At 60.4% G+C, this 23,415-nt stretch carries 25 protein-coding genes; 13 read left to right on the forward strand and 12 right to left on the reverse strand.

Annotated features, from left to right (window positions below; translation table 11 throughout):
- Positions 1–49 precede the first annotated feature (49 nt).
- The gene (locus DXT77_RS22180) at positions 50–1,492 is read right to left on the reverse strand and encodes an aldehyde dehydrogenase family protein (RefSeq protein WP_119429178.1); all 1,443 of its coding nucleotides are present in this window, start codon (positions 1,490–1,492) and stop codon (positions 50–52) included.
- Positions 1,493–1,616: 124 nt separating this feature from the next.
- On the opposite strand from DXT77_RS22180, the gene DXT77_RS22185 reads away from it, so the two are divergent.
- Together DXT77_RS22185 and DXT77_RS22190 are read left to right on the forward strand one after the other, a co-directional pair.
- Positions 1,617–2,540, forward strand: a complete 924-nt coding sequence (locus tag DXT77_RS22185) for a LysR family transcriptional regulator (protein ID WP_178083484.1) — start codon at positions 1,617–1,619, stop codon at positions 2,538–2,540.
- A 113-nt stretch (positions 2,541–2,653) separates the two neighbouring features.
- On the forward strand, positions 2,654–3,199 hold the full coding sequence (locus DXT77_RS22190; protein ID WP_256663005.1) for a GNAT family N-acetyltransferase: 546 nt from the start codon (positions 2,654–2,656) through the stop codon (positions 3,197–3,199).
- A 34-nt stretch (positions 3,200–3,233) separates the two neighbouring features.
- Here the strand turns inward: DXT77_RS22190 and DXT77_RS22195 are convergent, their stop codons facing one another.
- Positions 3,234–3,611, reverse strand: a complete 378-nt coding sequence (locus DXT77_RS22195; protein WP_119429180.1) for a hypothetical protein — start codon at positions 3,609–3,611, stop codon at positions 3,234–3,236.
- Between the two features lie 90 nt (positions 3,612–3,701).
- On the opposite strand from DXT77_RS22195, the gene DXT77_RS22200 reads away from it, so the two are divergent.
- Positions 3,702–4,226, forward strand: a complete 525-nt coding sequence (locus tag DXT77_RS22200) for a hypothetical protein (protein WP_119429181.1) — start codon at positions 3,702–3,704, stop codon at positions 4,224–4,226.
- A gap of 81 nt (positions 4,227–4,307) precedes the next feature.
- On the opposite strand, the gene DXT77_RS22205 is transcribed toward DXT77_RS22200, so the two are convergent.
- On the reverse strand, positions 4,308–5,198 hold the full coding sequence (locus DXT77_RS22205; protein WP_085733973.1) for a LysR family transcriptional regulator: 891 nt from the start codon (positions 5,196–5,198) through the stop codon (positions 4,308–4,310).
- Between the two features lie 168 nt (positions 5,199–5,366).
- On the opposite strand from DXT77_RS22205, the gene DXT77_RS22210 reads away from it, so the two are divergent.
- Positions 5,367–6,356 carry a zinc-dependent alcohol dehydrogenase family protein gene (locus tag DXT77_RS22210; RefSeq protein ID WP_119429182.1) on the forward strand — a complete coding sequence of 330 codons (990 nt, stop codon included), beginning with the start codon at positions 5,367–5,369 and terminating at the stop codon, positions 6,354–6,356.
- Between the two features lie 63 nt (positions 6,357–6,419).
- Here DXT77_RS22210 and DXT77_RS22215 read toward each other — a convergent pair whose 3' ends face one another.
- From DXT77_RS22215 to DXT77_RS22225, 3 genes are all read right to left on the reverse strand, one after another.
- Complete coding sequence (locus DXT77_RS22215) at positions 6,420–6,911, reverse strand: DUF2269 domain-containing protein (protein WP_119429183.1); 492 nt, start codon at positions 6,909–6,911, stop codon at positions 6,420–6,422.
- Between the two features lie 2 nt (positions 6,912–6,913).
- Positions 6,914–8,041 (reverse strand): saccharopine dehydrogenase NADP-binding domain-containing protein, encoded by a 1,128-nt coding sequence (locus DXT77_RS22220; RefSeq protein WP_119429184.1) that lies wholly within the window; start codon positions 8,039–8,041, stop codon positions 6,914–6,916.
- Positions 8,042–8,216: 175 nt separating this feature from the next.
- Complete coding sequence (locus tag DXT77_RS22225; protein WP_119429185.1) at positions 8,217–9,101, reverse strand: LysR family transcriptional regulator; 885 nt, start codon at positions 9,099–9,101, stop codon at positions 8,217–8,219.
- Positions 9,102–9,205: 104 nt separating this feature from the next.
- Here DXT77_RS22225 and DXT77_RS22230 point away from each other — a divergent pair, with 104 nt between their 5' ends.
- Together DXT77_RS22230 and DXT77_RS22235 are read left to right on the forward strand one after the other, a co-directional pair.
- Entirely contained in the window at positions 9,206–9,646 is a 441-nt protein-coding gene (locus DXT77_RS22230) for a GFA family protein (RefSeq protein WP_119429186.1), read from the forward strand.
- Between the two features lie 121 nt (positions 9,647–9,767).
- The gene (locus tag DXT77_RS22235; RefSeq protein ID WP_119429187.1) at positions 9,768–10,676 is read left to right on the forward strand and encodes an alpha/beta fold hydrolase; all 909 of its coding nucleotides are present in this window, start codon (positions 9,768–9,770) and stop codon (positions 10,674–10,676) included.
- A gap of 93 nt (positions 10,677–10,769) precedes the next feature.
- On the opposite strand, the gene DXT77_RS22240 is transcribed toward DXT77_RS22235, so the two are convergent.
- The 4 genes from DXT77_RS22240 to DXT77_RS22255 all read right to left on the reverse strand — a co-directional run bounded on the left by DXT77_RS22240 (position 10,770) and on the right by DXT77_RS22255 (position 13,144).
- Positions 10,770–11,249 (reverse strand): hypothetical protein, encoded by a 480-nt coding sequence (locus DXT77_RS22240; protein WP_119429188.1) that lies wholly within the window; start codon positions 11,247–11,249, stop codon positions 10,770–10,772.
- 198 nt (positions 11,250–11,447) lie between these two features.
- Positions 11,448–11,954 (reverse strand): peptide-methionine (S)-S-oxide reductase MsrA, encoded by a 507-nt coding sequence (msrA, locus tag DXT77_RS22245; protein ID WP_119429189.1) that lies wholly within the window; start codon positions 11,952–11,954, stop codon positions 11,448–11,450.
- A gap of 96 nt (positions 11,955–12,050) precedes the next feature.
- Positions 12,051–12,506, reverse strand: coding sequence for a VOC family protein (locus tag DXT77_RS22250; RefSeq protein WP_119429190.1), 456 nt, complete (start codon positions 12,504–12,506; stop codon positions 12,051–12,053).
- 77 nt (positions 12,507–12,583) lie between these two features.
- Entirely contained in the window at positions 12,584–13,144 is a 561-nt protein-coding gene (locus DXT77_RS22255) for a fasciclin domain-containing protein (protein WP_119429191.1), read from the reverse strand.
- A 136-nt stretch (positions 13,145–13,280) separates the two neighbouring features.
- Between DXT77_RS22255 and DXT77_RS22260 the strand changes: the two genes are divergently transcribed.
- Positions 13,281–13,649 (forward strand): VOC family protein, encoded by a 369-nt coding sequence (locus DXT77_RS22260; RefSeq protein WP_119429192.1) that lies wholly within the window; start codon positions 13,281–13,283, stop codon positions 13,647–13,649.
- A gap of 75 nt (positions 13,650–13,724) precedes the next feature.
- Here the strand turns inward: DXT77_RS22260 and DXT77_RS22265 are convergent, their stop codons facing one another.
- Positions 13,725–15,923 carry an OsmC domain/YcaO domain-containing protein gene (locus DXT77_RS22265; RefSeq protein WP_119429193.1) on the reverse strand — a complete coding sequence of 733 codons (2,199 nt, stop codon included), beginning with the start codon at positions 15,921–15,923 and terminating at the stop codon, positions 13,725–13,727.
- 104 nt (positions 15,924–16,027) lie between these two features.
- Complete coding sequence (locus tag DXT77_RS22270) at positions 16,028–16,957, reverse strand: LysR family transcriptional regulator (protein WP_256663006.1); 930 nt, start codon at positions 16,955–16,957, stop codon at positions 16,028–16,030.
- Positions 16,958–17,043: 86 nt separating this feature from the next.
- Between DXT77_RS22270 and DXT77_RS22275 the strand changes: the two genes are divergently transcribed.
- The 6 genes from DXT77_RS22275 to DXT77_RS22300 all read left to right on the forward strand — a co-directional run bounded on the left by DXT77_RS22275 (position 17,044) and on the right by DXT77_RS22300 (position 23,401).
- Positions 17,044–19,011 (forward strand): alkyl/aryl-sulfatase, encoded by a 1,968-nt coding sequence (locus DXT77_RS22275; RefSeq protein WP_119429195.1) that lies wholly within the window; start codon positions 17,044–17,046, stop codon positions 19,009–19,011.
- A gap of 122 nt (positions 19,012–19,133) precedes the next feature.
- Positions 19,134–20,003, forward strand: coding sequence for a GyrI-like domain-containing protein (locus DXT77_RS22280; protein WP_119429196.1), 870 nt, complete (start codon positions 19,134–19,136; stop codon positions 20,001–20,003).
- A gap of 90 nt (positions 20,004–20,093) precedes the next feature.
- Positions 20,094–20,858, forward strand: a complete 765-nt coding sequence (locus DXT77_RS22285; RefSeq protein WP_085708503.1) for a hypothetical protein — start codon at positions 20,094–20,096, stop codon at positions 20,856–20,858.
- Positions 20,859–20,886: 28 nt separating this feature from the next.
- Complete coding sequence (locus DXT77_RS22290) at positions 20,887–21,324, forward strand: hypothetical protein (protein ID WP_085708504.1); 438 nt, start codon at positions 20,887–20,889, stop codon at positions 21,322–21,324.
- Positions 21,325–21,410: 86 nt separating this feature from the next.
- Complete coding sequence (locus DXT77_RS22295; protein ID WP_119429197.1) at positions 21,411–22,076, forward strand: response regulator; 666 nt, start codon at positions 21,411–21,413, stop codon at positions 22,074–22,076.
- Positions 22,052–23,401, forward strand: a complete 1,350-nt coding sequence (locus DXT77_RS22300) for an ATP-binding protein (RefSeq protein WP_119429198.1) — start codon at positions 22,052–22,054, stop codon at positions 23,399–23,401. Before DXT77_RS22295 ends, DXT77_RS22300 begins: the two co-directional genes overlap by 25 nt.
- The last annotated feature ends 14 nt before the right edge of the window (positions 23,402–23,415 follow it).

The following is a 23,415-nucleotide window of genomic DNA, read 5'->3' on the forward strand; positions in this document are numbered from 1 at the left end:
GATGGCGCCAGCAGAGCTGACGCCATTCAGGGTTGCCGTTCGATATCGATCAATCTTCGCGGGCCGGTTTCGGAAGATCCTCAATCAACGTCTTCGGCTCCAGATACGCACTCATCCCCCACTTGCCCATTTCACGCCCCAGGCCCGAGTGTTTGAATCCACCAAAAGGAGCGCGCGGCTCGTGGGCCAGGGTGTTGATGAGCACGCGTCCCGAGTCGATCTGACGGGCGATGCTCACACAACGTTCGGGATTCTGACCCAGCACCAGCGCGCTCAGTCCATAGTCCGTATCGTTGGCAATGCGGATCGCATCGGCGTCATCTTCGTAAGGGATGATCGTCAGCACCGGGCCGAAGATTTCCTCGCGCGCGATCCGCATCTGGTTGTTGGCGTCGGTGAAGATCGTAGGTTTGACGAACCATCCGGCGTGCAGGCCTTCAGGTCGACCTTCGCCACCCGCCAGCAACCTCGCGCCCTCTCCCTGGCCGATACGGATGTAGCGCTGCACTCGGTCCCATTGTTTCTGACTCACCATCGGGCCGATATCGGTGTCGGCGTTGCGTGGGTCGCCCGATTGAAACTGTGCGACGCCTTCCTTCGCAGCCTGCTCGAACTCTGCGAGCCGTTTACGCGGAACAAGAATGCGCGTACCCGCGATGCAGGCCTGGCCGCTGTTGAGGAATCCGGCGTGCAGCGCCAGCGGCATGACCGCCTCGAAATCCGCGTCATCGAGTACCACGGTGGGTGACTTGCCGCCCAGTTCCAGGGTCACGCGCTTCAGGGTGTCGGCACCGGTTCTGACCAGATGCTGACCGACCGCGGACGATCCCGTGAACGAGATCTTGGCCACGTCGGGATGCCGGGCGATCTCCTCGCCAACCACGTCGCCTCGGCCGTTGACGATGTTGAAGACACCGGGTGGCAGCCCCGCTTCGTGCAACGCGCGGAGCACGACCTGCGTCTGCAACGCGCTCATCTCGCTGGGCTTGATGACGGCGGTGCAGCCTGCCGCCAGTGCAGTGGCCAGCTTGTTGCAGATGAAGCCGGCATTGCTGTTCCACGGCGTGATCAGCCCGGTCACGCCCACGGGCGTCAGAATGACCTTGGCCATGCCGGCCTGCTCTTCGAAGTCGAACGCCTCCAGCGCTTCGATCGCTTGCGCAATCACATCCGCCGGGTACGTCGCCATCCAGCGCCCGCGCACCGCAGGCGAGCCGTACTCCTCAAGGATGGCTTCCAGCAGTTCTTCCTCTCTGGCCGCGACGGCCTTATGCATGCGTTGCAGGGCGGCAATGCGTTCCTCACGCGTTGTGCGAGACCAGGCCGGGAACGCAGCCTTGGCGGCGGCGATGGCGCGCTGGGCGTCAAGTGCATCGCCCAACCGGACCTGACCGATGACTTCTTCGGTGCTCGGGTTATGGAGGTCGAACCATTCCTGACCGTGTGGGAGGACGTACTCGCCGTTGATGTAAATGTGTTCAATGCGCTGCATGGCAACTCCTCGCTGAAAATGACTCGCTTGAAGCAAGCCTCGATGAAGCGAAGTCTAAGAAGGGTTGATTGTTCCGATAAGCTATCCTTTGGCTGATGAAGCATCCCTATTTTCAGGACAATCCATGCACAGAACAGGAATGACCGAGCTGGAAGTGGTACTGGCCGTCGCCCGACGCAACAGTTTTCGCGGCGCGGCACAGGAACTGGGTATGTCCACTACCGCCGTGAGCAGCGCGGTGGCCGGCCTCGAAGCGCGCTTGAAGGTGCGCCTGTTCAACCGCTCTACGCGCAGCGTTGCCCTCACCGACATCGGTCAGCGCTATGTGGAGCGCATCGCCCCGGCCCTGGCGCAGATCAAGAGTGCCGGCGAAGAGGCCAGCGTCGGTCTCGACGAGCCCAGCGGCACACTGCGCATCAACGCACCGCACGGTGCGGCGTACCTGCTGCTGGAGCCGCTGCTCAATCAATACGCACGGCGCTATCCCGAGGTGCGCATCGACGTCGTCAGCGAGGCCAGCATGGTTGACATCGTCGCCGGGGGCTTCGACGCCGGGATCCGCCTGGCCGAGTCCGTGCCGCAAGACATGATTGCGGTGGCACTGCCAGGCGACATCAGGATGCTCATGGTGGCAACGCCCGAGTACCTCGAACGCCACGGTGTGCCCGAACACCCACGGGATCTGCTGACCCACCAGAGCATCGGCATGCGCATGGCCCACGGCGGCCTCTATCACTGGGAGCTGGAACGCGACGGCGAGAAATTGCAAATGGATCTGCCGACGCGCTTCGTGTTCAACGAATTGCTGGCGATCAAACAGGCCGTGGTGCTGGGCCTGGGCATCGGTTTCATTTCCGAGTGGTTCATCCAGGAAGAACTGGCCAGCGGCGCGCTGGTGCCGGTGTTGATGCCCTGGTGTCCGTCGTTTGGCGGGTTGAGGCTTTACTACTCGGGCCATCGCTTCGTGCCGGCACGTCTGCGTGCGCTGATTGATCTGGTGCACGAGTTGCGGCCGACCTTGTGCGATATCAGGAAGAAACAGTATTGAAAACGGGCGGGCGATGGCTCCATCAATATCAGGCGCATTGGCTCTTTTCTTGAGGTTCCGTGACTCTAGACTGGTTCCCTTCCCGCGATTCAACTGGAAAGGAACCCATTCAAGTGCGCGACTTCGACTGCCAACCCGTTTTATGCGGGAGCACGCTGAGGCTCAGGCCTCTGACCGAAAACGATTTTGAAGGCCTGTTTCTGGCGGCCTCGGACCCGCACATCTGGGCAGGCCACCCCGCCAGTGACCGCCATGAGCGGCCGGTATTCGAAACGTACTTCGCCGCGCGGCTGGCCACCGGCCAATCCCTGGTCGTCATTGATATCGATACGGGGGTGATCCTGGGCATGTCGAGTTACTACACCCCGCCCGACCTGCCGGACAGTATCGCCATCGGGTACACCTTTCTGGTGCGGGCGAAATGGGGTGGCGAGACCAATCGCGAACTGAAGCAACTGATGCTGGAACACGCCTTCAAGGCTTACGACACGGTCTATCTTCACATCGCGCCGTCAAACATCCGCTCGCAGAAAGCCGCCATGAAGATCGGTGCGGTGCACTTGTATGATGCCGAGCTGACGCTGTCCACGACACCGGCCTGGTGCAAGTGTTACGGGTTGACCAGAGAGCAATGGGCTACGTCGCAACAACACGCTTGAAATACGGAATGCGACGTTTGCGACAGTGGAGTCATCAGGCTGTCGAGTAGCTGAATGGCTCCAGGAAAATCTGAGGTTCGACCCAGAGCCTGAGCCCGTAGGGAATCACTGAATATCCGTCATATCGCCCGGTGAACGTGTTCGACGCGGCAAATTCGAGGAATTTTCCGCGCTTGTCCTCTACAACCCGGATCCCCGGGCAGCCCAGCAGAGTGTATTTGATGATGGGGTTGGGCAGCGATGCTTCCCATAGCTGAATCTCGACATCGGAATCGTACTGCCATACCGTCAGCTCCAGTCTGAGAGAGCCTTGTTGAATCGAGTAGCGATGCGACGTTTCAAATTCATCATGGGACGGAAGGACACCGAGTACACCAATCAGATCAAACGGGTCCCATACGAGCAGCGGCATATTGTTTCCTTGGCCTGTCTTTGATCTGCATCGTACCCATCATTTGCCTGTTAAACACTCTGCCCCTACGCCTGAACATTTGAGAACCGCATGACAGCTTCTGCATCCGATGTGCCCTTGAGCGAACAAGTCGCCTACCTGAAGCTCGCGTTGGAACTCCATACACTTGACGTCCCGGACATCGTGCAGTGGGCGGATGCGCAGATCCGGGACCAGACGAACCCTGCCTATGCGCTGATAGAACTCGCACTGATGGGCGAATCAAATCGATTCGACACCGCGAATCAATTATTACGAATCGCACGTCCCTCCATGACCACCGCAGAGCTACTGCCGTACGTCCTGGCCGATGCGCACAAAATGCTTCTCGACAATCCTGGCTTCGCCAGAGCACTGGCTGAAGGGATGTATCAAGTCTGGGCGAGGGACAATGGCAGTTTTACGGAGGCACTTGCCCTGTGCGGCTACTTCGATGATGCCTACGATCTGGCCCGAGCCGGGATAAATGCAACCGTTGACCAGATCAATCAGGAACTGCTGGCGTTCACCGGAGGTTTTCTGAACTGGGACTGGATGAAAAGATGCGGTGCGGCAGAGAAATCACAATCGGATTGAGCAGCGCTGTGGCACTGTTCAATCCGCCGACTCGGGAGAGCGCAATCATCAAATCACGTTATGACGGCCTCGCTCCCCCGCTCAAGCACCCGCCCCAAACACAGCCCTCGCAAAATCCACGAAGCTTCGCAACTTGGGCGTTAACCGAGGGTCTGGTGCGTACAGAAGGTTCATCGGTGAGACCGGGACGTTGTAGTCCGGCAGCAGCCCGACCAGCGTTCCGCTTCTCAGCGCATCCTTGACCAGTTCCAGCGGCAGCAGCACCACACCCAGCCCGGCCACCGCTGCCGACAGCAACGGGTCGGCCTGATTGATCGTCAATCTGCTTTTAATCGGCACGTCGATGCAGCCGTCCGGCCCTTCCAGACGAATATGGGAACGACCGTCGGAATAGGCGAACGCCAGGCATTCATGTTCCTGCAGATCCAGCGGGGTCGTGATCGGTGGACGCCTGGCCAGATAGGCGGGCGCCGCGCACAGCACCATTTGATATGGCTTCAAAGGCAATGCCTTCAGGCCGCTGTCAGACAGTTCACCGATTCGAAACACCACGTCATACCCGCCCTCCAGCAGGTCAACGAGTTCGTTGGACAAGGTCAGATCCACCGACACCTGCGGATACCTGACCATGTACTCCAGCAGTCGAGGCGCCAGCGTGCTGACGCCAAAGGTGACCGGTGCGTTGATTCTGAGCCGGCCACTGGGCACGCCTCGGGTCATCGCGGCCATTTCTTCGGCGGCGTCCATATCGGCCAGGATCAGCTTCGCCCGTTGATAGAACGTGCGGCCGAAGTCGGTCAGGCTCTGTTTGCGGGTCGTGCGATTGAGCAGCGAGACACCCAGATGCTGCTCGAGCATCTTGACCTGTTTGCCGACCAGTTGCGGAGACAGATTAAGCTCATCGGCCACCGCGCTGAAGGAGCCAAGCTCCACCGCTTTGACGAAGACAGCCATCAATGTGAGGCGATCCATTGGAAACCCTGTGTTTCTAGTGTTGCGCTATCGTAGGTCTTTATCCGACCGGGGCCAAAGCCTAAATTGACGGCCTCGGTAACGACGCGCACAACTGCAACAGGCGCGTTTTTTTTACTCGAACTAAGGCCGGCCACACCGGCCTCATTGATCACAGAAGAGGTAACCATGACACGCATTGTCAGGATTCATGAATACGGCGACGCAAGCGTTTTGAAACTGGAATCGGTCGATGTGCCGGCGCCGGCATCCGGCGAGGTGCAAATCGAGGTCAAGGCCTTCGGACTGAATCGGGCCGAGGTCATGTTCCGCAATCACGCCTATCTGCAGGAAGCGCAATTTCCCAGCCGCCTCGGTTATGAAGCGGCCGGTGTGGTGGCGGCCGTCGGTGCCGGCGTCAGCGAGTTCAAGGTCGGCGACGCGGTCAGCCTGATCCCGCCGCTGGACATCGCCAAATGGGGCACCTACGGCGAACTGGCCAACGTGCCCGCCGAGCTGACGGTCAAACACCCGTCGAACCTGTCTTTCGAACAGGCTGCTGCGTCCTGGATGCAATATGTCACCGCGTGGGGCGCGCTGGTCGAACAGGCCAAGCTGACGAAGAACGATTTTGTGCTGGTCACCGCCGCCTCCAGCAGCGTCGGCCTGGCAGCCTTCCAGATTGCCCGAATGGTGGGCGCGACTTCGATCGCCGTGACCCGCACCCGCGCCAAGAAGCAAGCCTTGCTGGACGCCGGCGCCGCGCACGTCATCGTCAGCGATGAAGAGGATATCGTCGCCGCCGTCATGGCCCTGACCGATGGCCAGGGTGCGCGCGTGGTGTTCGATCCGATCGGCGGCCCCGGGTTCGAACAGCTCACCCAGAGCATGGCCAGAGGCGGCATTCTGCTCGAGTACGGCGCATTGAGCCCGGAACCCACGCCGTTCCCGCTGTTCACCGTGCTGGGTAAAAGCCTGACGCTCAAGGGCTATCTTTACGCAGAGATCGTCGCGGATCCTGCGGCGCTGGCCAGAGCCAAGGCATTCATCGGCGACGGCCTCGCATCTGGCGCGCTGAAGCCGATCATTGCGAAGACGTTCGCCCTTGAGGATATTCAGGAGGCGCATCGCTTTCTTGAGGCCAATCAGCAGGTAGGGAAGATTGTCGTGACTGTTTAAATCGCGATGTCGCCACGGCCCGATGCATCGCGTCGGGCCGCCGGCAGACATGCCTCCGCCCCGCTACAGCAGCAGTCCGGCTACCTGCACGGGCGTCATCTTCGTCACCATCATCAAGACGATCACGAACATCCCCAGAAAACCGGCCACCCCCATCCAGAACCATTTCTGGTACACCGACCGATACTCATCCGTGAGCCCTCCCCCGGTTTCCATCGCATTCGAAGCCATCACGTACAAGCGCTTCTGCAGCACCAGCACCGGCAGCCAGAGCGCCCCCACGCAAAGAAAGATGATCAACGAGGCCAGCACCCATTCCGTGATCAACGGAAGGCCGGCCAGCCTGATCAGCCCATAACCCGATGCGATCTGAATGAAGCCTGCCGGGGTAGTGATCCAGGCGTCGAAGCGCACGACCATTTTCGCCACGTGAGCAATCACCTGAGGGTTGGCGGTGCGGCTGGCGGCGATCAGGTAAAGGTAGGACCCCATGCCGAATCCGAACAGGAAAACAGCGGCGATCACGTGAATATATTTGAGGCTCAGGTAAAGCATGGTCAGCACTGCCCGTCAGAGAAATGCACGGACAGGCTGAGGTTTTCAGGGTCGTTGATCGCGGCCATGTATTCGTCGACGGTGATTTCGCCGACGCAAGGCCGGGCGCCGGGTTCAGGCACATAGCCTCGGGCCATTTTGGTGGCCAGGGCAACAGCGGCGCAGCTCGGGATCTCCGGGCCCTTGTCATTCCATGCCGTCAGCTGAGCAGTCATGGAAAGTGGTTGCCCTTCAACCCCGAGACCTTGCACGTCGATGTACATCGCACTTTTGCCATCGCCGAATCGCTCGAAGCGGGTGCCCAGGCGATGCAGTCGCGCAGCCCAGGGCGCATGGTCCCGAATCAACCCCATCTTCTGGGCCTGTGCAAACAGCGCATTGGCGACACCGCTGAGCTTGAGCCCGGCACCGGCCTTGAAGCTCAGTGTCCGGGCGCCATAACGACCGGCGAAAATATCCATGTCCGGCACGTCGACGTTAGCCAGCAAGCGAGTGCCCAGATGCGGCATCCTGCGCAGCGTCAAATCCTGCCAGCCCGGCACCTCGTGAACCCGGCCACCCTTGAGCTGCTTGATCGGCTTGCCCGCGTAGGCAAGCACACCTTCGACGGTCGATAGCCCCGGCATCTTGGCGGAAGAGGAAATACCATGCTCGATCGAGTCGATGCGCTGAAAGCGATACCGCTGCTGATCGATGATGGCTGACGATAACGTCGGCACTGAACTGCAACCACTGAGAATCGCCACGCCCGCCGCTTTCGCGCGCGCATCGAGTACAGCAATACCGTTGACGAAGGTTCGGCAGTCGGACAGATCGCAATAGCTCACACCGGCCTCGATGCAGCTTTCGGCAACCGCATAGGATTGCCCTTGAAACGGGCCTCCGGTGTGGATGACCAACTCGATCCCCATCGAATTCAGAGCGGACTTGAACCCATTCCCCATGGCATCGCCGCACCAACTTGCGCAGGCTTTTCCGGAAGCGGCTTGCAACGCCTCGACCTTGCGCAGCAACTTGCGCGCATCGCGACCCGAGATCGCCAGATCAACATCAGGCATGGACGCCAGATGCCGGCAGACAATGCTGCCGAAGTTTCCATACCCACCGACCACCAACACCTTGAACGCCATTCAACGCTTCCCTAACGATTTGATCGTCCAGCCGACTTGCCCGAGACAGATTCGCGGGAGCTTCCCTGATATCGGCGGGTCAGGCAAGAAATACGACCGGAAATTCCTGACGTTTCTGAAGTTCGAATGGACCCTCGACCGTGATGACCACCCGGGCATCGACAACGTGCGTCAGTCAATCGGCGAGATACGTGTTCAGTGCCTCACCAAGCCGCTCAAAGGTTCGGGCGATACGTCCGACTTTACGCAAATCGTTGTGCATGGCGATCCATACCTCGACCTCGAAACCGAAGGCGTCCGGCAGGACCGGAATCAGATCGTAGGGCGCAGCAACCACTGACGGGCATAAACCGAAACCCAGACCGGCCTTGAGTGCAGCGAATTGAGCAAGATGATTGTCGGTGGCAACCGCGAAGCACTGATCAGCATCACACAGGCCCACTTCAACCCAGCGACGCAGATCGGCAGAGCGCCGGTCAGGGCCAATCAACGGCCCGCGTCGCAACACATCGAGACTCACGGGACTGCCGTGACGGGCGAGACAATCGGCACTTGCGTAAAGACCGACGCGCAAGACACCTGTTCGCCGCGCAACGATATCTGCGCCATTAGGACGCAGCAGGCGTACAGCAATGTCTGCCTCCTGGCGGGCGATATCCTCCAGCGCATCATTGATACTGATCTCAAATTTCAACCCGGGAAGGTGTTGCTGAACCTGACGCAAGATTCCAGGCAGTATTTCCACACCAACGAAATCGCTGCCGGTCAGCCTGACGACACCATGAGATGCCTCGGTCTCGCCGCTGGCCATGCGATTGAACGCTTCGGCAGCAATCGCCATGGACTCGACATGGTGAGTGAGCCCTCGTGCTGAAGCTGTGGGGGTCAGGCCCGCGGAGGTCCGGGTGAACAACTTTACCCCCAGTCCCGCTTCGAGATTTTCCAGGCGCCGCCGTGCGGTAGCTTGCGCAATGCCCAACAGCCGAGCTGCGCCGGACAGACTGCCGCTGCGCAGCACCGCCAGAAATACCCGTTGGCTTTCCCATTCAAGGTTGCTCATACATTTCTTACCAACGACTGGTCCGTTTGTTGTCTTCTGCCGAACGAAAGGAACAGGGATCATGCACCTCTCATTTTCAGCGCAGCAGTATAAGGAGCAACACCATGCCTTTCACCGGCCAATGCCGATGCGGACAAGTCCATGTGCAATTGCAAGCAGATACCCTGGCGCCGCTTTACGCCTGTCATTGCCTGAACTGTCAGCGCACAAGTGGCAGCGCATTTGCACTGCACATCCTTTGCGGCGAGCGGCAGGTGGAAATATCGGGAGACGTACTGATGTACAACCACACTCATGAGGGGAATACGTCGACCCACTTTGTCTGCAGCCTTTGCTTCACCAGGCTTTTCAATGACACGACAGCGGCTCCGGGAATGCGGGTCTTGCGCGCCGGAATTCTCGATGGCTCGGAACGGCTGACACCGATGGCGCATATCTGGGTCAAGCGCAAACAGCCCTGGGTTTCTTTGCCAGAGGGTGTCGCCCAATGGCAGGAAAGCCCCACACCCGAGGCTTTTGCCAGCGCCATGAATACTCAGGGGTGAGAAGCGGACTCGGCGCTTTTCGGGCGCCCCCTTCGCCAATAACGATGATCGGCAGTCAGAAGTAAGGCAACGCATTAAAAGCGGTCTACGCTCCACCCACCACACCTCTGGAGTCTCCGTGATGATCCGCGCCTTGCTGACCGCCTCCTTATTGGTGGCCCTGAGTGTTCCGGCCCATGCTGACGTAAAACCGTTCCCCGCTTCCTTCCGCACGCAAGACATTGCCGTGGACGGCGCGAAGATCCACACGCGTATCGGCGGCAAGGGCCCGGCCGTGGTGCTGTTGCATGGTTTTGGTGATACCGGGGACATGTGGGTGCCGCTGGCGACCGATCTGGCGAAGGATCACACCGTGGTCATCCCTGATCTGCGCGGTATGGGGTTGTCGTCGATTCCCGACAATGGCTATGACAAGAAGACCCAGGCAGGAGACATCCGCGCCGTGCTCGCCTCGCTGGGCATCGAACATTCGGTCGTCATCGGCCATGACATCGGCACCATGGTCGCTTTCGCCTATGCCTCGCGGTATCCGCAACAGACCGACCGCCTGGTGGTGATGGATGCGCCCGTTCCGGGCATTGCGCCGTGGAATGACATCGTGCGTTCGCCGATGCTCTGGCACTTCGATTTTGGAGGCGCGGACATGGAGCGGCTGGTCGCCGGCCGTGAGCGCATTTACCTGGACCGGTTCTGGAACGAGTTCGCCGGCGACCCGAAAAAAGTCGACGAAGCCACCCGCCAGCATTACGCAAAACTCTACGCCCGCCCCGGCGCGATGCACGCAGCCTTCGCCCAGTTCCGCGCCATTCGCCAGGATGCGGTGGACAATGAAGCGTCGTCAAAGAACAGGCTGACGATGCCGGTCCTGGCCGTCGGCGGTGAAAAATCCTTCGGCAACAATGAAGCCATCGTGATGCGCAACGCCGCCGACAACGTCACCGAAGTGGTGATCGCCGGCGCGGGCCATTGGCTGATGGAAGAAGCGCCGGGGGAAACCACTCAGGCGATTCGCCGTTTTATGACCCGCTGATGCAGGAGATGGATGCTGTCCCTCAGGCAGCCTGTCTACGCCTCAATAAAATGGGTGTCCCATTGAACCTCCGGCGTAGAGCGTCAGGGACACCTATCCATTCAGCCTCTTGTTATTGATCTTATCCAGCGCTTCAAGGATGGCGGGTTCACGCTCCTTCAACAGGGCCTGGAAGGTATTTTCGACGGCGTCTTCAGCGTCGAAGATCTTGTCCAGAAAGGCGCGGCCCTCAGGCGTGTCATTCAAAATCTCTTTGCTCTGCGCGGGGTTATCGTGGGCACGAATCGCCGCATTGAGTTCATCCGGCTGCAAGTGAGCCGCCAGGGTATCGATCCGCAGGTTTCTGATCTCGTCGAAGGGAACCTTGTCTTCCACAACCTCACGGATTTCTTCGTCCATCACCGCCATGTAACGTGGCGAGTAATCTCGCATTGTGGTTTCCACCACCTCATCGTAATGCTCTTTGAAGGCGCCACTGATATCGACCAGTTCCCTGGCCTTGTCCTTGCTTCCTCCACAGGCGGTCAGTGACGTTGCAAGCAACAAAACCAACGCAGCCGTTCTCATACCCATGAGCCTTTGTCCTTGTTCAATTTGTGGAAGCCGATTGCCTGGTGCGGGGTCGGACGACGGCTTTCCATGGCAAACCTGCAGAAATGCAGGGGGCGCAATTCTAAACAAAATGGGGATACCCATTGAATGAAAAAAGGAAACCGGCCCATTTTTCGGAAAACAGACCGGCCCCCTCTTTCACACTGACGCTACTGAATCTCAGGCGCGCTTCGGAAGCTTCCAGTTTGGGCGAATGAAGTGGCAGGTGTAGCCATTCGGAATGCGCTCCAGGTAATCCTGGTGCTCCGGCTCCGCTTCCCAGAACGGCCCGGCCGGTTCGATTTCGGTCACCACTCGTCCAGGCCACAGGCGTGAAGCGTCGACATCGGCAGCGGTGTCTTCGGCGACGTCGCGTTGCTGTTCGCTGAGGTAATAGATCGCCGAGCGATAGCTGGGGCCGCGGTCATTGCCTTGACGGTTGGGCGTGGTCGGGTCATGTATCTGAAAGAAGAACTCGAGGATCTGCCGATAGCTGATAACAGCGGGATCGAACACGATTTCGATGGCTTCGGCGTGGTTGCCATGATTGCGGTAGGTCGCATTCGGCACATCGCCACCGGTGTAACCGACGCGCGTCTTCAGGACACCGGGGTAGCGCCGCAGCAGGTCCTGCATGCCCCAGAAGCAGCCGCCGGCGAGGATGGCAGTTTCGGTTTGGCTGGTCATGGTCTGTCCTTCCCTTCGGGGATGTTGGAGGTAAACCTTGTTATGAGGGCGTGCTGGCCAATTCCAAGACCCCAAATGGGTGTCCCCATTAAAGAATCAGGCAAACGCAGATTCGATGAATGCCTCAAGCGCCTGTTCTTCCAGAATCTCGATAGAAAAATGCCCGAAGCGCTTGGGCAGCCAGATGATGCGTGTCCCGGACGGTGATTGCAGGTTGGCGCGTTCCAGTGGCCGCCCGTTTTCGTCTTCTGGCTGCACGCCGGCGATCACCAGTTCGTCGTAGGCTTTCTCGATGTCCGGTGTCGAATAGCAGTGACGATAGACCATCCCCTCCCCCGACGAATCCAGCAGTTCCTTGAGATTGCCCGCCAACGGCTGGACCAGCATGAAACGCTCCTGGCCGATCAGCGCAACCGCGTAGCGAACGTGCAGGCCACCCCGTTCCCAGACGAGGGTTCTGGAGATTCTGGCTTGCAGGATCTGCGCATAGTAGGCGCAGGCTTCCTCGAGGTTGTTGACCAGTACGTCGACGTGACTGAACTTCAGATCCATTGCAGCGCTCCTTCTGAGAGACGTCCATCTTAAAAACAAAAAAGCACCCGGAGGTGCTTTTCTGTTGATGAAAATGACTACTTCGGCATCAGCACCGTATCCACTACATGAATCACACCATTGGACTGCATCACGTCCGCGATGGTGATCGCTGCCTTCCCGCCTTTGGCATCCACCACCCACAGCTTGCCGTCGTGCAGCATGACGGTCAGGGATTCGCCCTGAACGGTTTTGAGCATGACTTTGCCGCCGTGCATTTTGGCGTCATCCATCAGCTGTTTTGCCGTGTGAGTGCCGGCAACGACGTGATAGGTGAGGATCGTGGTCAGGTCGGCCTTGTGCTCCGGTTTGACGAGCGTATCGACGGTGCCGGCGGGCAACTTGGCGAAGGCTTCATTGGTCGGCGCGAAGACTGTGAACGGCCCCTTGCTGTTGAGGGTATCGACCAGCCCAGCCGCCTTGACCGCGGCAACGAGCGTCGTGTGGTCCTTCGAGTTGACGGCGTTTTCGACGATGGTCTTGTTCGGGTACATGGCCGCACCGCCGACCATCACGGTATCGGCGGCAAAGCTCGATCCCGTGCCAAGGCAGAGCAAGGTGAAGCAGGCGATGACAATGCGTTTGATGAGCGAGTGCATGGTGTGTCTCCTGAGTTCTTCGACCCTTCGAATGAGGGTGATGAATTTACGGAGCAGACGCGCAATCGGATGCATCACGGTGCAAGTATTTTTATTCGTCTATGATCGATTTTTAAAATCAGCCAAGGAGGCCACCATGAGTGTTCGTGGTAAAGATCGGCAAATCGACAACATCGAGTTCAATGTCGGCGACATTGCCCGCAGCAAGGCGTTCTACGGTGATGCGTTCGGCTGGACATTCGTTGACTACGGCCCGACCTATACCGAGTTCAGCGATGGCAGGCTGACCGGTGGCTTCACCACGGGAGAACCGGTTCGCCCGGGTGGCCCGCTGATCATTCTGTACGCGGAAGATCTCGAAGGCGCTCAGCAGCGGCTCAAAACGCTGGGCGCGGTGATCACCCGCGCGACCTTTTCCTTCCCCGGTGGCCGCCGCTTCCACTTCATTGATCCGGACGGCTATGAACTGGCCGTCTGGACAAGCCAGGAACCGGCTCGCACGTAACAGAGCCAACGACCGCCCCACCTCCAGACAACAAAAAAGCACCCGAAGGTGCTTTTTTTGTCGCTGCTGTCAGCGTTACGAAGTCTTCACGCTGGCCCGGGCCGCGTGCAGTTTCTTGTAACTGTCGATCAGTCGCAGGTGACGGTCGAGGCCTTCGAGCTTCATGCTGGTCGGCGTCAAGCCGTAGAAGCGAACGCTGCCGTCCACCGAGCCGATCGCCGCATCCATCCGTTCGTTGCCGAACATGCGGCGGAAGTTGGCTTCGTAGTCGGCCAGCTCCAGGTCTTCGTCCAGTTGCATCTCCAGCACCCCGTTGACGGCCTGATAGAACAGACCGCGCTCGACAGTGTTGTCGTTGTACTGGAGGAACATCTCCACTGCTTCTTTCGCTTCCTCGATCTGTCCCAGGGCGAGCCAGATCAGCAGTTTCAGTTCCAGAATCGTCAGTTGACCCCACACGGTGTTGTCATCGAACTCGATACCGATCAGCGTGGTGATGTCGGTGTAGTCGTCCAGTTCGCTTTCGACCAGACGCTCGACCAGCGACTGGAGTTCTTCTTCGTTCAAGCGATGCAGGTTGAGGATGTCTTCACGGAAGAACAGCGCCTTGTTGGTGTTGTCCCAGATCAGGTCATCCACCGGGTAGATTTCCGAGTAATCCGGCACCAGGATGCGGCAAGCGGTGGCGCCGATGTGCTCGTACACCGCCATGTAAGATTCCTTGCCCATGCCCTTGAGGATGCCGAACAGGGTTTCGGCCTCTTCGACGTTGGAATTCTCACCCTGGCCGGTGAAGTCCCACTCCACAAATTCGTATTCCGCCTGGGCGCTGAAAAAGCGCCACGACACCACACCGCTGGAGTCGATGAAGTGCTCGACGAAGTTGTTCGGTTCGGTAACCGCCTGAGCTTCGAAGGTCGGCTGCGGCAGATCGTTCAGGCCTTCGAAGCTGCGGCCCTGCAGCAGTTCGGTCAGGCTGCGCTCCAGCGCCACTTCGAAGCTCGGGTGTGCGCCGAACGAGGCGAACACACCACCGGTACGCGGGTTCATCAGCGTGACGCACATCACCGGGAATTCGCCCCCCAGCGACGCATCCTTCACCAGTACCGGGAAGCCCTGGGCTTCCAGACCTTGAATGCCGGCCATGATCGCCGGGTACTTCGCCAGCACTTCCTGCGGCACGTCCGGCAACGCGAATTCACCTTCGATGATTTCGCGTTTCACCGCACGCTCGAAGATTTCCGACAGGCACTGCACCTGGGCTTCGGCCAGGGTGTTGCCGGCGCTCATGCCGTTGCTCAGGTACAGGTTTTCGATCAGGTTCGACGGGAAGTACACCACCTCGCCGTCCGACTGACGCACGAACGGCAGCGAAACGATGCCGCGCTCTTCATTGCCGGAGTTGGTGTCGATCAGGTGTGAACCACGCAGCTCGCCGTCGCGGTTGTAGATCTTCAGGCAGTACGGGTCGAGGATCTCGCTCGGCAGCTCATCATTGCTGCCCGGCTTGAACCAGCGCTCGTCCGGGTAGTGCACGAACGGCGCATTGGCCAGGTCCAGACCCCAGAACTGATCGTTGTAGAAGAAGTTGCAGTTCAGGCGCTCGATGAATTCGCCCAGTGCCGACGCCAGCGCGCCTTCCTTGGTCGAGCCCTTGCCATTGGTGAAACACATCGGCGAGTGCGCATCGCGAATGTGCAGCGACCACACGTTCGGCACGATGTTGCGCCACGAGGCGATTTCGATCTTCATGCCGAGGTCGGCGAGGATGCCCGACATGTTGGCGATGGTCTGCTCCAGCGGCAGGTCCTTGCCCGGAATGTAGGTGCTGGCGCTGGAGTTCGCACCCGGCATCAGCAGAGCCTGGGCGTCGGCGTCGAGGTTTTCCACTTCTTCAATGACGAACTCGGGACCGGCCTGCACCACCTTCTTCACGGTGCAGCGGTCGATGGAGCGCAGGATGCCCTGGCGGTCCTTGTCGGAGATGTCTGCCGGCAGTTCGACCTGAATCTTGAAGATCTGGTTGTAGCGGTTCTCCGGGTCAACGATGTTGTTCTGCGACAGGCGGATGTTATCGGTCGGGATATTGCGGGTTTCGCAATACAGCTTCACGAAGTACGCCGCACACAGCGCCGACGAAGCCAGGAAGTAGTCGAACGGACCCGGTGCCGAACCATCGCCCTTGTAGCGGATCGGTTGGTCGGCCACCACCGTGAAGTCGTCGAACTTGGCTTCAAGTCGAAGGTTGTCGAGAAAGTTGACCTTGATTTCCATGGGGGACTACCAGAATAGCGAGCTGAACAGAATGGCCGCCATTATCCGGTTTTTGAGCGGGAAGTCTTGTGCTTTGGCGTTTTGGCCGCCGACCGGAGCGCCGGTCAGGTCGAGACGTTGCGCTGCGCCATCTCGTCGGCGATGGCGTCGATCACGCAGCGAGCGGTCGGTGACAGGCTTCTGTTGGGCAGGCTGACGACACCGATTTCGGAGTGCAGTCCGGGCCGGTCCACGACCTGCAATTCGATCAGGTTGCCGCTGTGCAGGTCTTCAGCCACGGCGCCGTGGATCACGCCGAGGATGGTATCGGTCGAACAGGCCACCGTCCTGAGCAACGCTACATCGTCGCACTCCAGCGCAAGCGGCAAGGCCTGACGTGTGGAAATGCCCAGGGTATGCGCAGTCTCTTCCTTCACCACGGCCGGCAGGCGCGTCGTGGCGATGCCGTACTTTTCCAGGTCTCTCATCGTTACTTGATGCCCGGCCAGCGGGTGTTGTGGCCGGACGAAGAACCCCGCCGAGGCCTGACCCAGCGAGCGGATCAGCAGATCGGTGTCGGCCGAGAAATTGCGAATGTCCGCGACGAAGAATTCGATCGCCTCATCCCGCAGCCGTGCTTCGAGTATCTGCCAGTTGTTGATCTCTACCCGCAGGGTGACTTGCGGATATTCCCGGCGCAACCGAGGCACCACCTGATGCATCAACATCGCCGCCGGAAACGGCCCGACGCCGAATGCGAGGTTGCCTAGCCGGCCATCGCCGTAGAGTGCCAGATCCCGCTCCAGCGAGCGTGCATCGAACAGTAGCCGTCGCGCCCGCTCGATCAGAAACTCCCCCGCCGGCGTCGGGCGAACGTCGCCACTGTCCCGGTCGAACAGGCGCTGACCGGTTTCGCTTTCGAGCACCTGGATGCTGCGGCTCAGGGCCGGCTGGCTGAGGTGCACGCGTTCGGCGGCGCGGCCGAAATGGCGTTCATCGGCAAGGGCCAGCAGGTGTGTCAGTCGTTTGAGGTCCATCTGGCCGATGCTAGCCACGCATTGTCCGGATGTAAACAATGCATTGGATACATCGTGCCCGCCTCCCTACTCTCTGATGAATCGATCCTCGGAGAACAATAAGAATGAGACCGACCTTTCACACACTGATCGCCCTGACGCTGGTTTCCCTCGCCGGCTGTGACAAACCGCCCAGCGTTGCCAGCGGTGAAGCGACGCCCGCCACGGCGGCGGTAATAGAAGCCTCGATCAAGGGCCTGGACCTCAACGACACTCGGGACATGGAAGACGCCCGGCGCGGTTTCATCGCCCGTCCGACCGGCCAGATCCTCGGCTCCGACGGCTCTGTGCTGATCGATTTCGATGCGTTCAGATTCGTCGAAGGCAAGGCTCCCGCCACGGTCAACCCGAGCCTGTGGCGTCATGCGATGCTCAACGCCCAGATCGGTCTGTTCAAAGTCACCGACGGCATCTACCAGTTGCGCGGTTTCGACATCGCCAACATGACGCTGATCGAAGGCCAGACCGGATGGATCGTGGTCGACCCGCTGACCTCGAAGGAAACCGCCGCCGCTGCCCTGGCCTTTGCCCGCGAGCAACTCGGCAACAAGCCCGTGACCGCCATCATCTTCACCCATGACCATGCCGACCACTTCGGCGGTGTGCTGGGCATTACCTCGGTCGCGGAAGTGGCCGAGCGAAGGATTCCCGTGGTGGCCCCTGTCGGCTTTATGGAAGAAGCCACCAGCGAAAACGTGCTGGCGGGGCCGGCGATGTCGCGCCGTTCGATGTATCAGTTCGGCAAGAACCTGGCGCCGGGTGCCACCGGCATGGTGGATACCGGGCTGGGCAAAAACGTCGCCTACGGCAGCATCGGCATTCTGGCGCCGACGCAGATCATCGATCAGCCGACGCAGGAACTTATGATCGACGGCGTGACCTTCGTGTTCCACAACATTCCGGGGGCTGAGGCCCCGGCCGAGCTGACCTTTTCCATCCCCGAACGCAAGGCCTACGGCGGTGCCGAGCTGCTGGCGCAGACCATGCACAATCTGTTGCCGATCCGTGGCGCCAAGGTCCGCGACGCGTTGCTCTGGTCCGACTACGCCCAGGCTGCCCTCGATGAACTGGGCGACACCGAGGTCTATTTCGGCCAGCATAACTGGCCGGTCTGGGGCAACGAGCGCATCCGCGAATTCATCACCAAGCACCGCGACGTCTACAAGTACATGCACGACCAGACCGTGCGCCTGATGAATGCCGGCTACACGCCCGACGAGATCGCCGAGAAGATCCAGTTGCCCGACTCGCTGGCTTCGTACTTCGGCACCCGCGGCTATTACGGCGACCTGCGACACAACGTCAAGGCGATCTACCAGATGTACCTCGGCGCCTACGATGGCAACCCGGCGCATCTGAATCCGCTGCCTCCCAGGGAGTCCGCCAGACGTTACGTCGAGTTGATGGGCGGCAGCGCCAAAGTGGTCGAGGCCGCACGCGTGGCCTATGACAAAGGCGAATACCGCTGGGTGGCCGAACTGTTGGATCAGGCCGTCCTCGACCAGCCCGACGACAAGGCCGACAAGGAACTGCTGGCCCAAACCTATGAACAGCTGGGCTACCAATCGGAATCCGCGACCTGGCGCAACAGCTACCTGACCGCCGCCCAGGAACTGCGCAACGGCCCGCCGGCCAAAGGCGTGAGACGTTCGGACCTGATCGAGCTGATGAAGCAGACGCCCACCGAACGCTTCCTCGAAGCCATGGCCGCGAGCCTCGACGGGCCGGCGGCGGACGGCAAGAACTGGACCTTCAACCTGCAACTGACCGATACGAAGGAGTCGTTCGTGCTGTGGATCGAGAACGCCGTGTTGCACTATCGCCGGGGCGCACCGGCCAGCAATGCCAACGCCACGTTGAGCGTCACCAAGGATCTTTTCGTGCAACTGCTGGGCGGCACGGCGGGGTTCAAGGACGCCCTCACCTCAAAAGACCTGAAGGTCGATGGCAGCACGGTGGATCTGGTGAGATTTCTTGGATTGCTGGAGAAAGCCCCGGGCAACTTTGCAATCGTCGCTCAGGCGCGCGATTGATTCGTGCAGGGTCGTTCGGATGTAATGCCTGAAGAGGTCAAACCCTGAGCAAGTCCGGCTAGGTATCTGTACGCCGCTTTCGACGATTCTAGGGCCGACCGTTACTCCAGGAGCTTCACTCCGTGCCAGACGCACCGACGCAAACTGCCTACGCAAAGCGCTTCACCGTCGTACTCGCCTACATCGACGCCAATCTTGAGGGCGATCTGTCGGTGAAAACGCTGAGCCAGGTGGCGAACTTTTCCGAGTTCCACTTTCACCGGCAGTTTACGGGATACGTCGGTGTGCCCGTCTCGCGCTATGTGCAGTTGATGCGCCTGCGCCGTGCCGCGCACCGTTTGAGTACCCTGCCCGACCATTCGGTGATGGAAGCCACGCTCGACGCGGGGTTCGAAAGTCCCGAAGCGTTTTCCAGGGCATTCAAGCGAGCCTTCGGTACTTCGCCGGGGGCATTTCGCAAGGCTCCGGACTGGAGCGTCTGGCACACGGTCTTCGCCATTCCTCACTTTTCAAGGAGCATTACCATGCAGGTACGAATCGTCGACTTCCCCGGAGTCCAGGTCGCTGCGCTCGATCACCGTGGGCCACCAGGGCTCGTCAATCAAAGCGTGCAACGCTTCATCCAGTGGCGCCAACAGAGCGGGCAGTCGCCGGTGACATCGAGCCGCACGTTCGGGATTCCTTACGGCAACCCTGACACGACGCCGCCGGAGGACTTCCATTTCGCGATCTGCGGCGAAACCCGTGAAGCGGTGGCGCCGAATGAATTCAGCGTCCGCGAGCTGAACATTCCTGCCGGCCGCTGCGCGGTGGTGCGTCACACAGGTTCCACCGATCACATCGGTGAAACCATCTACCCGGTCTACCGCGACTGGCTGCCCTCCAGCGGCGAAGAGTTGCGCGATCACCCGCTGTTTTTCGAGTACTTGAGCATCAGTCCCGAGACCCCGCAGGAGCAGTGGCAAACGGATATTTACGTGCCGCTGCGCTGACAATCGCCAGCCCCTCAGGCTCAGCTAAGTTTCACTGGATACCTTCTCTCCTGCGCACATTCAGCGCTGCTCAGGAGAGGCCATCCACCCATGAAACCCGCCATAGCCGACTGGCTCAACAAAGTACCCGAAGTGACGCTGTCCTTCTGGGTGATCAAGATCCTGTCCACGACCGTGGGTGAAACCGGTGCCGACTTTCTGGCCGTGGACGCCGGTTTCGGCGCCGGCCCGACCAGCCTCGGCATGGCCGCGCTGCTGGCCATCGCGCTGTTCACCCAGTTGCGCACCAAGGCCTACACCCCCTGGATCTACTGGCTGACCGTGGTGCTGGTGAGCATCGTCGGCACGCAGATCACCGACATCCTGACCGACATGCTGGACGTCAGCCTCTACACCAGCACGGCGGTGTTCTCTGTGTTGCTGGTGGTGAATTTCCTGATCTGGTACCGGACCGAACGCAGCCTGTCGATCCGCGAAATCGTCACCCCGCGTCGGGAGCTTTTCTATTGGGCCACCGTGCTTTGCACCTTTGCCCTCGGTACCGCCGCCGGCGACCTGGCCACTGAAGCGCTGGGCCTGGGCTTCACCGTCGGCGCAGTGATCTTCGGCGCGTTGATCGCGGCCACCCTGATCGCCTGGCGTCTGGGTGCCAACACCGTGCTGACGTTCTGGATCGCCTACATCCTGACTCGCCCCTTCGGCGCCTCCCTCGGCGACTTGCTGACCCAGGCCAAGACCTACGGCGGCCTCGGCATGGGCGCAACCTGGACCAGCGCGATATTCCTCTGCGTCATCGTCCTGCTGGTCACCGTCGCGCAGATCAGCGTCGGCAATCGCAAAGCCATCACTCAGTAAACCTTCAGACTTTCATCAGGGAATCATCATGCGCCAGATTCAAAACATCATTCGTCACGTTGCCATCGTCTCGTCCATCTGCCTGCTGAGCATTGCTGCCGGCTGCTCGAAACCGGCGGACAAGCCTGCTGCAAACGCCGCTGCAGGAGCCGTCAGCACACAAGGCCAGGCCGCCTCCAAACTGGGGGATCTGTCCGAGTTCCGCAACATCGCGGCCGACGTCGCTGCCCTGGTCGATAAAAACGATCTGCCCGGCGCCAAGGCCCGGATCAAGGATCTGGAAACCGCCTGGGACTCCGCCGAAGCCGGGATCAAACCCCGTGCCGCCGGCGACTGGCACATGCTGGACAAGGCCATCGACCGCTCGCTCGATACCTTGCGCGCCAGCGCCCCGCAACAGAAAGACTGCAAGGCACGAATGGACGAATTGCTCAAGGCCTTTGACTCGCTGAAGGGCAACGCCTGATTCGGGGCCGGACAAACCCTTGCACAGATGCTTCAATACAAGCGCGACGGCCCTGCCCGTCGCGCTATTTTTTTGGAGAGCGGGTCATGCGGATATTACTGGTCGAAGACGATCCGATGATCGGCGATGCCATCCAGGGCGCCCTCAACGACGCCAGCTACGCCACCGACTGGGTGAAAAACGGCCTCACCGCATTGGCCACGCTGGACACCCAGCACTACGACCTGGTGCTGCTGGACCTCGGCCTGCCCGGCAAGGACGGACTGGACGTGCTCGACAGCATTCGCGCTCGCAACAACCCGGTGCCGCTGCTGATCATCACCGCCCGGGACGGCCTCGACGATCGCCTGCGCGGCCTCGACGGCGGTGCTGACGATTACCTGCTCAAACCTTTCGACATGGCCGAGCTGCTGGCGCGGATGCGCGCGGTGCTGCGGCGCAAGGGCGGGACGGCGTTGTCCTTGCTCGACAACGGCGTGGTGTCCCTTGATCTGCTCTCCAAGCAAGCCACGACCGCCGACAACCCGGACGTGCAATTGTCCAGCCGCGAATTCGCCCTGTTGCAGGCTCTGTTGATCCGGCCAGGGGCAATCCTTTCGCGCAGTGAACTCGAAGACCGGCTCTATGGCTGGGGCAATGAAGTGGAAAGCAACGCGGTGGAGTTTCTGATTCACGCCCTGCGACGCAAACTCGGCAGTCACGTCATCAAGAACGTCAGGGGAATGGGATGGATGGTTTCAAAAGGCGCCTGAGGGATTCGGTGCAACTGCGGCTGTCGGTCACCCTGTCGCTGGCGATTCTGGTCGTTGCACTGCTGGCCGCGGCGTTTGCGTTCGTCTCGGCGCTGGACGAAGCCCACGAAATGCAGGATGAAACCTTGCGTCAGGTAGCGGCCCTTTACGACCGCCAGCAAATGACCCTGCACTACCCCGCCGCTCAGGCCGTGGACGACGACAACGAAGAATCCAGGGTCATCGTGCAATACCTGGCCGACGGCAGCCAGGCGGTCGGCAACGACGACGCCCTGCTGCCGCTGCCCTTCCCCACGACCTTGTCCGACGGCCTGTCGACCTTGAAGGTGACCGGTGAAGACTTCCGCGTACTGGTCAGAACCACCGCCCGTGGCGAGCGCATCGTCGTCGCCCAGGAAACCGGCGTGCGCGACAAGGAGGCCCGCGAAAGCGCCTGGCGCAGTCTGCTGCCGTTTCTGATCCTGTTTCCGGTGCTGTTGCTGGTAGTAGGCGATCTGGTGCGCAAGATGTTCCGCCCCATCGCCACGCTGTCGACCGACATTGATCGACGTGACGAACAGGCCCTGCACCCAGTGGACGAAAGCCATGTGCCGAGCGAGATCCGGCCATTTGTGGTGGCCATCAACCGCTTGCTCGGTCGCGTCGCCCAGTCCGTGGACAACCAGCGGCGTTTTGTCGCCGATGCGGCCCATGAACTGCGCTCGCCGATGACCGCCCTGTCCCTGCAGGCCGAACGACTGGCCGCCACGGAAATGCCGGCCGCCGCCCGCGAACGCCTGTTGCCGCTGTCCCGGGGCATAGAACGCAGCCGGAACCTGATCGATCAACTGCTGAGCCTGGCTGCCGCGCAGTCGAGCTCAAATGCAGCGCCCACCAGTGTTTCAGTCCTGCACATTTACCGACGGATTCTGGAAGACCTGCTGCCGCTGGCGGACCGCAAGAATATCGATATCGGCGTCGAGAGCAGCGAGGACGTGCAGGTCAGCATCAATGAAACCGACCTGCTGATCCTGATCCGCAACCTGGTGGACAACGCCATCCGCTACACCCCGCCCGGCGGGCGTATCGACCTCTCGGTCAAACGGGAGCAAGCGGCGGTCGTCCTGCAAGTCAGCGACACCGGCCCCGGGATTGCCGTGGAAGAACAGGCACGTGTCTTCGACCCGTTCTACCGCAGCCTGGGCACCGATGAGTCGGGCTCGGGGCTGGGTCTGTCCATCGTCAAGGCGATTGCCGATCGCACGGGGCTCAAGGTCGATCTGGGGTTTACCGACGTCATCGAGCGCAGTGGTCTGTGTGTCACCGTCAGCATCGGGCAGCCCTGAGCCGCTTCCCGTTC

The organism is Pseudomonas sp. 91RF (assembly GCF_003576265.1).
Classification (GTDB): Bacteria; Pseudomonadota; Gammaproteobacteria; order Pseudomonadales; family Pseudomonadaceae; genus Aquipseudomonas; species Aquipseudomonas kribbensis.